The organism is Microcoleus sp. BR0-C5 (assembly GCF_036705045.1).
Classification (GTDB): Bacteria; Cyanobacteriota; Cyanobacteriia; order Cyanobacteriales; family Microcoleaceae; genus Microcoleus.
On the sequence record NZ_JAUBTR010000084.1, the window covers coordinates 11,757 to 26,164 of the forward strand.

General features: G+C 47.8%; 10 protein-coding genes. 7 read left to right on the forward strand and 3 right to left on the reverse strand.

The annotated features are described in order from the left end of the window. Nucleotides 1-3,889, reverse strand: a 3,889-nt coding sequence (locus QUB08_RS27285) for a cadherin-like domain-containing protein (RefSeq protein ID WP_333228825.1), incomplete at its 3' end; no start/stop codon positions are given. A 1,427-nt stretch (nucleotides 3,890-5,316) separates the two neighbouring features. Here QUB08_RS27285 and QUB08_RS27290 point away from each other — a divergent pair. The 4 genes from QUB08_RS27290 (at nucleotide 5,317) to QUB08_RS27305 (ending at nucleotide 10,018) form a co-directional block, all read left to right on the forward strand. Then, entirely contained in the window at nucleotides 5,317-5,571 is a 255-nt protein-coding gene (locus tag QUB08_RS27290) for a hypothetical protein (RefSeq protein ID WP_333228827.1), read from the forward strand. 4 nt (nucleotides 5,572-5,575) lie between these two features. Then, nucleotides 5,576-7,273, forward strand: a complete 1,698-nt coding sequence (locus QUB08_RS27295) for a CHAT domain-containing protein (protein ID WP_333228828.1) — start codon at nucleotides 5,576-5,578, stop codon at nucleotides 7,271-7,273. A 1,752-nt stretch (nucleotides 7,274-9,025) separates the two neighbouring features. After that, nucleotides 9,026-9,436, forward strand: a complete 411-nt coding sequence (locus QUB08_RS27300; protein ID WP_293126913.1) for an AbrB family transcriptional regulator — start codon at nucleotides 9,026-9,028, stop codon at nucleotides 9,434-9,436. 114 nt (nucleotides 9,437-9,550) lie between these two features. Next, nucleotides 9,551-10,018 (forward strand): regulatory protein RecX, encoded by a 468-nt coding sequence (locus tag QUB08_RS27305; RefSeq protein ID WP_333228830.1) that lies wholly within the window; start codon nucleotides 9,551-9,553, stop codon nucleotides 10,016-10,018. Nucleotides 10,019-10,119: 101 nt separating this feature from the next. On the opposite strand, the gene QUB08_RS27310 is transcribed toward QUB08_RS27305, so the two are convergent. Together QUB08_RS27310 and QUB08_RS27315 are read right to left on the reverse strand one after the other, a co-directional pair. Further along, on the reverse strand, nucleotides 10,120-10,635 hold the full coding sequence (locus tag QUB08_RS27310) for a DUF4385 domain-containing protein (protein ID WP_333228832.1): 516 nt from the start codon (nucleotides 10,633-10,635) through the stop codon (nucleotides 10,120-10,122). After that, entirely contained in the window at nucleotides 10,632-11,057 is a 426-nt protein-coding gene (locus QUB08_RS27315; protein ID WP_333228834.1) for a DoxX family protein, read from the reverse strand. The genes QUB08_RS27310 and QUB08_RS27315 overlap by 4 nt, the downstream gene beginning before the upstream one ends. A 1,053-nt stretch (nucleotides 11,058-12,110) precedes the next feature. On the opposite strand from QUB08_RS27315, the gene QUB08_RS27320 reads away from it, so the two are divergent. The 3 genes from QUB08_RS27320 (at nucleotide 12,111) to QUB08_RS27330 (ending at nucleotide 14,327) form a co-directional block, all read left to right on the forward strand. Further along, on the forward strand, nucleotides 12,111-12,602 hold the full coding sequence (locus QUB08_RS27320) for a DUF4168 domain-containing protein (protein ID WP_333153771.1): 492 nt from the start codon (nucleotides 12,111-12,113) through the stop codon (nucleotides 12,600-12,602). A 430-nt stretch (nucleotides 12,603-13,032) separates the two neighbouring features. Continuing rightward, nucleotides 13,033-13,470, forward strand: a complete 438-nt coding sequence (ureE, locus tag QUB08_RS27325; protein WP_333228836.1) for an urease accessory protein UreE — start codon at nucleotides 13,033-13,035, stop codon at nucleotides 13,468-13,470. A gap of 143 nt (nucleotides 13,471-13,613) precedes the next feature. After that, the gene (locus QUB08_RS27330; protein ID WP_333228838.1) at nucleotides 13,614-14,327 is read left to right on the forward strand and encodes an urease accessory protein UreF; all 714 of its coding nucleotides are present in this window, start codon (nucleotides 13,614-13,616) and stop codon (nucleotides 14,325-14,327) included. Nucleotides 14,328-14,408 lie beyond the last annotated feature (81 nt).

Sequence of the window (14,408 nt, forward strand, 5' to 3'; positions counted from 1 at the left end):
AACCGCTAACACCGTCAAAGTTAGTCGTAGTCAAATTACCGAAAGCGCTCGCGCTAAACTCGAATTTGTCTACCCCAGAGGTAAAGTCAGTAATCGTATCACCGCCTTCGCCTGTTGCTTTGTAAACAAACAGATCCCCTGCACCAGCACCGCCAGTCAGAATATCTGCACCGCTGCCGCCGCTGAAGATGTCAGCAAACTCAGTACCAGTGACGCTGTTAGCCTTAGCATCTCCGGTGAATAACACAGGAGAGGTGAAGTTGTAACCGCCAGCACCTGAACCGAAATTGTTAAAGTCGCTTGGGAAAGTATTCCCAGCAGCATTTAAATCAACAATGCTGCCTGAGTTGGTAGGAGTGTCACCCGCAGAAGGTGCGATCGTACCTGTAAATACAAAGTCCGCCGTTCCCAGATTGCTAGCAGCCGTACCCAGATTCGCAATAAGCGTCGAACCATCGGCTACGGTACCGTTCGAGTCAAAATACAACACCGTTTCGTTCGACGCATTCGTAAAGGCGAAGAAACCAGCACTTGTAGAATTGCCCAGAACCTTAGTTTGTGCATCTTCCAAAGAGGCATAACTGCCGCCTGTGAAAATCACTAACTCTTTGCCCGTAATGTCAGGAGTTGAACCGCTAACACCGTCAAAGTTAGTCGTAGTCAAATTACCGAAAGCGCTCGCGCTAAACTCGAATTTGTCTACCCCAACAGTAAAGTCGGAAATTTTATCGCCGCCTTCTTTAGTTGTCCTGTAAACAAACAGATCCGCACCACTGCCACCGCTTATGACATCCAAACCAAGACCGCCGGTGATGGTATCGTTGCCGTCGCCGCCCTTGATGGTATCGTTAAAATTGCTGCCGACAATCTTGTCATCGCCTGCTAAACCATCGAAATTAACTGCAGCCGGATAAGTGCCGAAATCCACATTGTCAGGGCCAGCAGTACCGACAGGAACATTTAGTGGCTCGCCGATGAAGACAAAGTTACTGACTTGCAGGCGAATGTCCACCGAGAAACTGGTGACAACTTCAAAGCGCGCCCCAAAACCAAATACCAGCACGGAACGGCCGGTCTCGGCATCTATAAACTGACAGAAAGTAGGCGCGTCTAGGTTGCCACCCAACTGTGCAAACCGCACTTGCAAAGACGCGATGCTGTTAACAGTGGTATCCAAGCTGAAATCGAGCAAGTTAGCACTGCCGATCGACCCAACAGTAGAAGTAGCAGTAATCTCCAGTCGGGTCAAGCTAGAAACGCTGAGATTACCAAAAGCTCCCGTAGAAAGCTGTAAAACATCGTCATCGACATTAAAGTCAGTAATAAAGTCAGCTTCTACAACTGTTTGAACCTCTTGGCGGGAAGTGAGGTAAATAAAGGTATCCTTCCCATTACCCCCACTCAGATTATTGGTTCCTAGACCGCCTTCGATCGAGTCATCGCCCTCATTTCCGGTTAATGTGTCATTGCCACTACCGCCGATGATTTTGTCTATGCCGAGGCCACCGTCGATCGAGTCATCGTCATCGCCGCCGTCGATCTCGTCATCGTCATCGCCGGCTTTAACTTTGTCCTTGCCTTTGCCTGCTTTGATTTTGTTTTTGCCTTTACCGACTTCGATCTCGTCATCGTCATCGCCGCTGTCGATATCGTTATCGCCATCGCCGGCTTTAACTTTGTCCTTGCCTTTGCCTGCTTTGATTTTGTTTTTGCCTTTGCCGACTTCGATCTCGTCATCGTCATCGCCGCTGTCGATATCGTTATCGCCATCGCCGGCTTTAATTTTGTCCTTCCCTTTGCCACCGATGATTTTGTCTTTGCCGAGGCCGGCTGTAATGTCATCGTCACCATCGCTGCCTTCGATGTCGTTATCGAGCGTCGCAGAACCGACAATAACTTGAGGTGCTGTATTGCCAGCAAAATTAAAGACATTTTGCTCGACATTCAAGCTAAAACGCTGGCCGGTGGCAGATCGTTTGCCGTTGCTAACTTCAAAACCAAAACTCAGCGCACCGATAAAACCTACTGTCGCTTTGAAACTTAACGAGCCTGCGTTAATGTCTGCTTGAGAGAAGGTAAAACCGACTTGTGTTACGGCGACTGCCTTAAAGAATAGTTGGCCGGTTGTAGCATCGGGCAGCTCCGTTACCGTGTAGACGGTGCCGCTAGGACCTTGCTCGTCATCGACAAACTGCAACAAATCAGGAGTAATAATTTGCTCGTCGCCGCTGGAACCAGCAATCAGGGGCTCATTAGCTTCCACTCGCGGAGGGTTAAAAATCGGAGTTGGAGTGAGAATTGGAGGGAGAGTTGGAGTTGGAGTTTGAGTTGGAGTTTGAGGATTAACTCCCAAAAAGTCGCCAGCAGTGATCAGCGTTGCGTTGACATTCAACAATAGCGCCAAGGCGAAGTTATTGACCCGAATTTCGGTATTGGCACCGACTTGTATAAAGGTCAAGCTGCTAAAGTTCAAGTCGCCAAACAGCAGAAACTTGTCCTCGTTGTCTGCGAAGTCAGTGATGACTGCACTTGCCCCAGAGGTACTGTTACTCACGACATAAACGTCCTCTCCAGCACCGCCGACACAGGTATGGTTGCCAGTACCGCCCATCAGCGTATCGTTGCCGTTGCCGCCCATCAGCGTATCGTCGCCGTTGCCGCCACCGCTAACGCTGTCGTCGCCATCGCCGCCGTCTGCCTTGTCATTGCCGTCGCCAGTAACGAGGGTATCCTTGCCAGCACCGCCCATCACGCTGTCGTCGCCGGCACCGCCCATCACGCTGTCGTCGCCGTCGTCGCCTTCGCAGTTGTCATTGCCGTCGCCGCCCATCACGGTATCGTCGCCGATGCCGCCGCTAACGCTGTCGTCGCCGTCGTCGCCTGCACAGTCGTCGCTGCCGCCACCGCCGATCACGGTATCGTTGCCGATGCCACCGCTAACGCTGTCGTCGCCGTCGTCGCCTGCACAGTTGTCGCTGCCGCCACCGCCGATCACGGTATCGTTGCCGATGCCACCGCTAACGCTGTCGTCGCCGTCGTCGCCTGCACAGTTGTCGCTGCCGCCACCGCCGATCACGGTATCGTTATCTTTGCCGCCGTTAACGTTGTCGTTGCCGTCGCCGCCACTAACGTTGTCGTTGCCTGTGTCGCCCCTGACGGCATCGTTGCCTTCGCCGCCCTCACAATCGTCGTTGCCTTTGCCGCCATAGACGGTATCGTTGCCGGCGCCGCCCTTAACGTCATCATTTCCTTCGTTGGCGTGGGCCCAGTCATCGCCGTCATCGCCTTCGCAGATGTCGTCGTCGCTGCCGCCAAAAAGGCTGTCGTTATCTTTACCGCCGTTAAGGGTGTCCTTGCCTTTGCCGCCCTTAACGTTGTCGTTGCCCCGATCGCCCTTTATTTTATCGTCGTCATCGCCGCCCTCGCAATCATCGTCATCTTTACCGCCGAAGATTGTATATTTTTTGCGACCGTTTCCTTTGATTTTGTCCTTGCCTTTTTTACCGTATACCTCCTCGTTATCGCCGGTGGCGACAATTACGTCATCATCATCGCTACCTTCGAGCGTCCGACGGCGATCATCGATGCCGTTGCCATCGTCTAAGTCATCGTCATCTTTGTCGCCCGCACCTTCTTCTAGTACGGGGTTAGATTCCGCAATTTGGCTGTCATCAGGAACACCTTCTTCCAGTACGCCGTTAGACGGATCGGGAGATTGGGTGGTGGTAACGCCGTCGGTCTTTTCGTCGATCTCGTCCTGAATTAACTTGGCTAAATCATCATCGGGAATTGTAGAGCTGTCGTCGCCTAAATCCCCGACTGGATTTTGTGTTTCATCTTGAGCGAGAAAAAGTGTTCCCGGTTTTTCTAACAAGTTTTCGTCTGCCATCGTTGATATTTCCCAAAAAATGGTAAGCTTCTTAGAATCAATTTATCAGCAAACAGGATGCAGCAGAAGAAAATAAAATTTAACTTCATGCTTTCGCCTGCTAGAGGAGCTGGTTTCCTCATTTTTACTCTTATAGATGCCACTTAAACCGCAAGGTTTTTTCGCTTTGTTGCGAGTTTTATATTCTGCAATTGCCTACCAAAATTAATTGATACGCGACCTACACCGTAAGTGCTGCCCCGAAGCTCCGAGCCTTTAAGATGTTCTCGGTAATTTCTACCGGTAATTTCTACAGTAAGCTGCGCCGAAGGACCCTTATTGTAGATTTTCTACGTAATTTCTACAGTGAATTAGCTGAATTTAAACTCGCAACTGACAACTCCTAAATAACTACCCAAAACCTGTATCCCCCAATTTTACCCTTGCTTTTTTTCCGATTTGGGCTGGATGTATTGAAGTTGTGTAACACTCCCAGCTTTGACAAATCCTTCCCTGACTTAGGATTTGCATCTCTTGACTAAACGACAGTACCCTCCTAATTTTAGTTCCCGATGATTAATTAGAAATTTAGATAATTCCCCCGGGTAAATATTTGTTCTAATTTTTAGTTGCACAATTTTCTCTCGATTCGAGGAAACCTCGCCAACTGAGAAAATTGTTTTTTTCGGCTCAATATTAAGAGTTCTGCCAAAATTTATCTATCTCAAGACTGATTGCAAAATTTAGCTAAAAAGAGTAACCGACGCAGGAGTCGTTTTTGGTGACAGTTGCAAGCTCGGCATTTTGAGCGGGAATAACCCACGGCGCGCCTGCGAAACCCAGTTGCTTTGTATAGGCTTCGCTACCAAATCCAATAATTATCCGAGAAACCGGCCTGATGAGGCGTAATCCTCTAGATGCCAAAAATGATGGTTGCTTGAGAGTACCGGAATAATTTGATTGCCATTGTATTGTTGAGAGTTCTTGGCTACTTAAGTTTATTTTTGCTGCTTAACTTTAACTAGATTAAGAGAGTTAAATTAAAAGTTTTCTATATCATAAAAGCGGTAAATTAGCAATAGTTTATTAGCAATTATCGATGGTCAACTATCGATCATCGATAGCCACTGAGGTCTTAAGGATGAGGGCGGAGGGCTTACGGATGAGAACCCAGGGCTGACCAATTAATTAATTGACACAAAATCAAGATTACACATGGGGGGTTCGTGGTAGAGGATAAGCGGTAAAGACCGATCGACCGATCGCCAAAAAAAATAAAATACTCAACTTTCCCTGCGATATTACCCTGAAACCGGTTGGCGAGAGCCGAAGTAATTTTAATAAGAACTAGAGATCCGCCTGGTAAAGTGCCTCGAATTTAACTTTACTCAGCAATGAGAAACTCAAGTTCACGACGAATCTAAAGGGGTCTGCGGTAGAGGTGCAAAATGTTAAAGATACAAAGATTGCAGAAAATTCGGCTTTCACCGAGCCACAGGGCAATCAAAACTAATAAACTGTTATTAAAGTACAACTTTTATATCCTCAAAGTGTTTGAACAAATATATATGACCCTAGCGATCGCCCGATCGGGGGAAGCGCATTCAAAAACTTTGATTGGAAGAGTAAAAATTATTTTGCCGATCGCTATTGCTAGCCGCAAAAACGCAGGCAAATTTAGAATTAAGGCGGGAGGGCGCTAAACCGGTGAGCCAGGAATTTCAACTCTCAGTCACCCCTGTTGGGGACGACGAATATCTAGTGCGGACAGAAAGGGTTGCACCCGGTGTACCCTTAGCCGAACAACAAGTCCGCTGGCCGATCGACGAATGGCTTGCACTGTCTGCTCAACTGATGAACGACCCGCTGGTGGGCTTGCTCCAAGGAAAAGCAGTACAGGGAAACAGTTTTGCTGGTCGCGGGATCTCCCGTTCGGGACCCAACTGTGCGCCGAATTTAGTAGCGCTCGGACAACAATTATACAGCGGGCTGTTTCAAGGAAACTTGCGCGATAGCTGGACTTGCGCTCAAGGCATCGCCCAGCACCGCCGAGAAGTGCTGCAACTGCGACTCGGACTCAAAGGCCGGCGCCTGCCGCGGCTGCCGTGGGAAGTGCTGCACGCGGGCGATCGCCCCTTGGCAACCGGCACAGATGTCGTGTTTTCTCGCTACCAACCAGGTACAAGTTTGTTCAAACAAACCCGGATACTGCCTAGTGGCGGGCCACTAAAAATTTTAATGGCGATCGCCTCTCCGAGCGATCGAGACAGCTTGCAGCTCAAGCGAGAAGTGCTCCATTTACAACAAGAACTCCAAAACCGCACCGCTAATCCTGTCAAAAACAGCCCCCATTCCCCGGAAATTCAACTGACGATTCTCGAACAGCCCGATCGAGAACAACTTACCCAAGCCCTAGAACAAGGACACTACCAAGTCCTGCACTACGCAGGCCACAGCAACTTAGGTTCCAGAGGTGGCGAACTCTACCTAGTCAGCAGCCGCACCGGCTTAACCGAAACCCTCAGTGGCGACGACTTAGCTGGATTGCTCGTTAACAACGGTATTCAGATGGCCGTGTTCAACTCCTGCCGCGGCGCCTACGGCGACCCCTCAGACCTCGCGGACGACAGCCCGGAACGGAACTTAACCGAAGCTCTAGTGAAGCGGGGCATTCCGGCAGTGCTAGCAATGGCAGAAAGCATCCCCGACGATGTAGCCCTAACTCTGACGCGGCTGTTTTACCGCAACCTCAATCAAGGCTATCCAGTCGATCTCAGCCTGAGCCGGGCCAGAGCTGGGCTAATTTCTGCCTACGGTTCTCACCAGCTATACTGGGCTTTGCCCATTCTCTACCAGCACCCGGACTTTGACGGCTATTTGACTGGCGCCCCAGCCCACAGCGCGACCTCCGGTTCTATGGTGCACATAATCGCGCCGGGAACGCAACCGGCGATCGCGGGTACTGAATGGAAGGCCCCGTCTTCGGTTTCGGTGATCGCCCAATACCCCCCAATCCCAGCCAATCGATCCCATGATTCAGACAATTCTGACGGCGAAGTCTGGGAATATCCCAACCAATTAAAAGATCGTAGGGATTGGGTTCACCAGAACGATCGACCCGATGCTGCTAATTCACCGAACTCACCGACGGCTTCGCCGTCCTCTATTCCTAATTCTGAGTGTGCGGCGATCCAAGCAAATCGCGCCGCTGCACCGACTCAGAAACCGTTAACAAAACCGGGGTCGAAAAAATTTGTCACCCTAATGCTTTGCTTGTTGTCCGTTGCTTTGAGTGCTGGCTTTTTTGGGTGGCGGTACTCGAACCAGCGAGGCACAAAACCAGAAGAGTTACTGCCGGCGGTACGGACTCCCCTGTCGCAAAATTACCTGCAACAACGTCACTAAAAGCGATCGCCCACTGCAATGCTGAATTTAGACCCTCTTGGCCTGGCTCCAAAGTGGGTGGGGTTTTTCCTGGCCATTCGCGATCAGCTGCCGCTGGCAAAGCGATCAAAAGTATACTGCTCGATCGAATCTCGGACTTACGTTCATCAAGCCGGTTTTTACCGAAAATAAGCAGCAGCGCAACCAAGCATCGAGGAAGAAACCGGGTTTCTCGTCGAAATTCGTCAGTCGATTTGAGATTTTAGACTTCAGCTTGAACCCTGAGTCGAAGGATTTGAGATTTTAAATTTACTCCACAGATAAATCTGGGAACTGGAACAAGACTCTAAATTTTTGCTCTCTCCACGACAGGAGTCGGTGGCTTGTATGCGTTTTTGAGCGGGCTGATTCGGCAGCACGAGTATTCATCCTTCGGCACAAGACAATAAAAGCCAGAGTTGCCACAATTAAGAACGTCCTCACCCTCAGCGCGCTTATTTCACAATAATTAATTATGGAAGCGGCTGTGAGTTTGACCTCCTCGCATCCAGGATACCCGCCACGTGATTCATTCCGAAAGCAGACTCAGGACCCAGAAATAAAAAACCTGTATCCGATGAAACTTGCCGAACGTATTTATCTCGCGCAAGTCAAGGCTTCAATTCTTTAATCTAAAATCTCAAATCTCAAATCGATTGACGCGCCCCTCCAGTTGGTGCATAAATTTTGAGAGTATGGCACTTTACAGGCCACGAGTGGAAACCAATACATTTCCATCGAAACTCCATGTCGGGAACCGCTGCTAATTTGTAGTGCATCAAACATTTAAGCTGTGGTGCATTTAACTCGGTCTTTTTCAATTCCCCTGTGGAAATAACCTCAAATTCTCTGGCTTGGGGCCGGAGGAGGAAGATTTTCCCGAGTTCCCCCTAGAAATCTACTGATTCCTGGCGAAGTGTTAAGAGTCGCGAAGCAATCTCGCCCGATCAAAACTATTCCCCTCTTAGTGGCTGCCCGATGTTTCTGCAGCCGCGCCCATTGAGTCGGGTTTGAGCTTAAACCCGTTCAACGAAGAGGTGAAATTTCCTTGAATTTTTACCGGATTGCCTTCCCCAGACTGCGTTCTGTGGAAGTTATATGCCCAACACCTTAATAGAAGATTGCTCGTTGGTATTTGGGGTTTTGAGGGGATTTCCAGCCCGAAAAATAGGGTTTATACCATTTTAGATTTTAGATTTTAGATTTTAGATTGAAGAAGAGGGAATGACTTATTCCATAAGGGTTTGGAGCTTGCCTACAGTTTGATTCTTTTTGTAAACTGGTGCGTGCAAGTAGCTGGCAGGGGCATCGAGAACAAGTGCTGGCTCCCCTTGTTGAGGTAAAAGTTAACCCCGGCCGGTAAATGCTTTCGGCAGATTTGCAGCGGCCGCGCTCTAGGTATTTCGATTCATGGCTGTCTTGTTTTTACCTTGACCACAGACTTGATCGGGGATGGGTGAATGCAGGGAACAGACTTTACTGTAAAAAAGTAAAGCATTTAATTTGCGACAATAATTCCTCGCGCGATCGCAAGAGAGGCTTACGCAAGGATTTGGGCCACAAGCAGCAAATTGATCGCCCTTCGAGCATCCTTACTTGCACCCCCGGTCTTGAGGCCGCAGAAATTTATCCCGAATCTTAAATATTGAGAATTATTAGTATTGACAGTGAAACAAAGTTAATCTAATGTGTTGTAATTGATATAAGTAAAGTCCAATAAGCGAGGTACGGTCAATGGCAGAAACAGCTACAGCACCCTTAACAGGAAAAGGTCTGCTTCAAAAAATCAAAGGCAGTGATTTGCCACGCAGAGAACTTGCAAAGCTTTGTGGCTACTTCACTGTCAGCAAAAGTGGAGAAACCCGGATTAATCTGGCTGAGTTTTACGATGCAGTGTTAGCTGCTAAGGGCATTGAGCTAGAGAAGTCGAAAGCAGACGGACGCGGGCGAGAAGCGAGTTATCGAGCTAGCGTTCACAAGAATGGTTCGATCGTGATCGGGGCAAATTATACCCAAGAAATGGGATTAAAGCCGGGAGACGAGTTTGAAATTAAGCTCGGATACAAGCACATTCGCTTGATTCAGATCGATGTGGACAGACCGGATGTGGAAGTGGATGATGAAGAGGAGGATACAGAAGAATAAAGGCGATTCCCTCCGGGATAGCTTCGCTTCACGCGATGCAGTCAGCCGATAGCAAGGCGACTGGATTTGGCATTCGCTACACGAGTATTTGCGCGCCACCCTTCAATTTAACTGATGAGCTGTCTTGACTATTTCTATTTTCTCTTGTCCCGCAAAGACTACAGTGCCTCTGAACTTCGCAAAAAGGGGCAAGAGAAAGGTTTTGGCAATGAGGAAATATTGGAGGCGATCGCGCAAATTCAAGACCGCGGCTATCAGTCCGACACTCGCTTGGTGGCAAACTCGATCGCCTCTGGTGCAGGCAAATACGGGAAGTCGGCCATCAAGCGCAAGTGCCTGCAAAAAGGAATTACCAACGATTTGTTCGAGCAAGTCTGGGAAGAAGAAATTGCCGAAAATCAGGACTCCGAAGCAGAAAAACTGGCCGAATTAAAAGCCAAAGTCATGCGGAAATACAAAATCGATACTTGGGGTAAAGCCGATCCGAAAACCAAGGGCAAAGTCTTGAATTACCTGCAATACAGGGGCTTTAATGCCTTTGAAATTTGGCGACAGTGGCAAAGGGAAGAAGATGACGAGTAAATAGTAGGGCCAAGCAAATAGATGCGGCCCAGATAGGCAAGCACAACTGCACTGCTGCCGACGGGGCTAAAGTGTAAGTTCTGAGTTTTTGTAAATGTATGTCAATCCTCAGCGTTGACTAAATAAGATTCATACATCTGTCGGTGTCTGGCTAAAAGCTCGAGATATTTCTCGTTGATTTTGGCCAGCATCCATTTTTCTTGAAAAATGGCGGCGGATTCTGCTTTCACCGGATCTGCTTGTAGCGGCAAAATATCTTTTCGAGCAGCGGTTTGCTCTGCAACAGACTTCAGCTTCTGAGGGTTTTGCTGGTATTTTCGACCGCTTTTGTGGTTGGCGTAGCGACGCGATCGAGTGTACCCCATCTGCAAGAACTTGCGGGCCATGTCGGCTCCAACAAAATCATCGGCATCGAGATAGTCTAAAAACAAGGAGTAAATTTTGCTGCTGGACTCCCTGGCAATTTCAGGAGTCTTAAATCTCCAGAAAGGCAGAATTTCTCCTTTATAGGGTTCAACCAACAGCACCCCCTGTTCTCCTTTGCCTACCCGATAAAGTTCCGGGTGCTGTCGAAAGTCGATGTTCTTAAAATCCACAGAGTAGTCGAACTGCTTCATTGGGCGTTTTCTGTTCTATCTGGAACTATAGAAGCTCGGGGTTTACCTTCGTCTGGTTGGGTATAAACCCAGGCCCAAGCAATCAAGACAGCTTGAAAAGGCAGCCTGAACCAATACAGTAATTGGTTGTGGGGAATCCCTTCTATCGGAATGTTGTTGACGGCTTGATTGATATTAGCTGGAAACACGGCAATAAACAAGGCAATTAACCCCCACGCCGCCGCCCTGCTGACAGGAGGAACTAACAGCCCAATGCCGCCCAAAATCTCGAAAAAACCGCTGATATAAACCAAGGCTTCCGGGTAAGGAAGCTGGGGCGGCACAATTCTGATAAAAGGTGCGGGTACTGCAAAGTGCAGCACGCCTACAATACTGATAGCTACTGCGAGGATAACTCGCCAAATTTCTTTTTGACTTTTCATGGGCAATGGGTAATTAATAATTGTTAAATTGCTGCGATAATGCTTGCCAAAATTCGCTATCTGCGATCGAGATGACAATAAAACTCAGGCCCAAAAATTCCAGCTTTCCGGGTTTGTCTGCTCTTGCTGGTGGCTGTAACGATTTTATTTCGTATAAAAACCAGGTTTCTGGGTAAATCCCAGACAAGTTTTCATAGCCCCAAACTGGAGGAAGCGAGAACTGGAATCGAAGGCCTGGGCGCTGACTGCCAAAAACAGATAGCGCGCATTTTGATAACAAGATTTTAATGTCTAGTTCCCTGCTGCTGTCTCTATCTTCGGGTAGTAAAACATAATTTTTGTTCCGCCTCTAACTTCGTCAGCAGCCAAACCAGCGGGGGATTTTCTCGATCGACAAATGCACCATCGCTTAACATTAAATCAATCATCGCCGCCATTGATGAGTGCGATTGCTGCTAAATTTGACAATCAAGCATCCAGGATACCCGCCACGTGATAAATCCGTCCAGAAATAAAAAACCTGTATCCGATAAAGGAGCCCCCGAATTTATCTCGCGCAAGTCAATGCTTCAATTCTAAAATCTAAAATCTAAAATCTAAAATCTAAAATCTAAAATCGATTGACCTAGCCTTCCAGGCGCTTCCCTACCCTACCCTACGGGAACCCCTACGGGGAACGGGAACCCTTGCGGGAAGATAGCTTTGCTAGGGCGTACCTTGATTAGACTAATTAAGGCGAGTAATTTGTCAATAAGTTTTAGAATTATTTAATATTTGCGCTGTGAGAATTATGGGGAGAGGCAATTCAGTAACACTCTGTAATTAAAATTACCCTCTCAAGTTTGAATTTTGTCAACTTCCCACAGATGCTAGAATGAATGAAATTATCGAATTTGCTAAAAAGTCGATCGTCGTAGCCACTCCCAAAGCATCCTGCTGGAATTCAAAATAGTTACCAACGGCAGGAACTTTTTAGCCACCACATTATTCAAAAATATTGAGCCTCCAAGCGCTGTGTCATTTTTATCTCCACGTAAGCAATCACCGACGACCATGAACACCTCAACCAACACCTCTAAATTTCGCCTAAACCGGATGCTGCGACAATCGCTGTTTGCAGGCATCATTTCTGCAGCAGCTTTAGCTAGCGGATGGGCGCCCGGTTTGTATGGACAATCCCCAAACCTCGTTTTCGGAGCAGCAGCCCAAGCTCAAGAGATTAGCAGCGAAGAAATTACTAGCTACGCTCGTGCTGTGTTGGCAATAGAACCCAGACGGGTGGAAGCTTATAACGAAATTAAAGGAATGGCTGGGGGATCGGTTCCCAGAGTAGTGTGCAACGAAACTAAGGAAATCAATAGGTTGTCTGGAGGTGTTCGCGGCATAGCGGTGAATTACTGCCAACAAGCTAAAAAAGTTATCGAAACCAATGGTTTGACAGTTAGTCGCTTCAATCAGCTTACTTTGCTCCAGCAAGCGAATCCGGCAGTCAAACAGCGAATTCAAGCCGAGCTCCTGCGACTGCAACAAGCGGGCAATCAATAAGCTTGAGGGTTTGAGTCTTTCTTCCTCTCCCGTTATATTAGACTTCTCCATAAAAGCTTGTTAAGGGCAGGCAGGATGCCTAAGCGCTACCTCCCCCCAACAATATATTGGAGATTTAAATTGTTCGAGTTGCTAGACGATAGGCAAAATTTTTTGAAAAAAAAGTGATCGTCTGCGATTAAGTGCTTGACAAAATAACATAAATTTGGTAACAAGACCAGAACGGGAGCGGTCAGAGAGATGAATATTTTTCAACTGGCTGTAAATCGGAATGAGATATAGTGATCGCCAAGACGATTAAAACGTTTTTAATTCCTGAAACATGAGCTGAAAATTGCAATTTCGGTCTTCCTGATTCCTTCGGCTATAAAAAAGATATTCCTCAAAAACTCAATGTCAAGTGAATGGCTCTGAGGAATAGAATAGAAAAATGCTAACATTCACAAAACATTTACCTGCAAATCCCGATGCTATTGTCAGCTTTACTGTACCAATGACATCGGACGATCGCACTCGTAGCCGCCACCGATTCGAGACAGAGACGGGGGAAAAGCTGCACCTGAGTTTGCCCAGAGGTACGGTACTGCGCGATCGAGATTTATTGCAGTCGGAAGACGGTAGCTGCTTGGTACTGGTAAGTGCAAAACCCGAATCGGTGTTGACAGCGCGGGCATCAAGCCCGCTGCTACTGATGCGGGCGGCTTATCATTTAGGAAACCGCCACGTAGCTTTAGAAATTGCCGATAATTATTTAAGACTTTCTCCCGACTCTGTGTTGCAGGGAATGCTGGAAAAAATGGGTTTGGAAGTAACAGAGGAAATTGTGCCGTTTCAGCCGGAAATGGGCGCTTACGGGCACAGCCATTAGATTTTAGATTTTAGATTTTAGATTTTAGATTTTAGATTTACTCTCACCGATGAATGCGAGGGCTTGTGACTAAATTGCTTTCGGCCATTCAACAGTCAACAGTCAACAGTCAACAGTCAACAGTCAACAGTCAACAGTCAACAGTGAACAATCAACTTTTATGTTTGTTACAGCTAGCTTTTGCACCTGTGGGAGCTTATAGTTATTCAGAGGGAATCGAAAGTCTGGTAGAAACCGGTGCGATCGACAGCGAGATTACTTTGAGTAATTGGTTAGAAAATTCGCTGCAATTCGGGGCTGTGCGAGTAGAAGCCGCTGTAGTGGTAAGGGCTTTGAGGGCGGCACAGATGGGGGATTTGACGGCTTTGAATTACTGGAATGCTTGGGCGACTGCTGCTAAGGAAACAGAAGAGTTGCGCTTGCAAAGTTGGCAAATGGGGCGGACTTTGGTCAGGTTGCTGCTGGACTTGCGTGAAGCGAAGCTATCCCGCAGGAAATCGCCCGTTGCTTCTGGGTTAACAACAAGTGTAAAAGATTTGGTGGAATTTGGCGGCAATCAGTGCAATTTTGCGATCAGCTTTGGCATTGCCGCCGCCAACTGGCAGATAGAAGAGGAAGCAGCCGTGTTAGGATATTTGTACAGTTGGGCTGCCAATTTGGCGAGTGCGGGCGTGAAACTGATTCCCCTCGGTCAAACAGCCGGTCAACAGTTACTGTTAGATTTGCAGTCTCAAATTAGCTGTACGGCGCAAGAAGTTTTACACTTAGAAGATGATGACCTTGGGAGTTGCAGTTGGGGACTAGGACTGGCTAGCATGGCGCACGAAACTCAGTACACTCGGTTGTTTAGGAGTTGAAAATAGGAAGAAGGAAGAAGGAAGAAGGAAGAAGGAAGAAGGAAGAAGGAAGAAGGAAGAAGGAAGAAGGAAGAAGGAAGA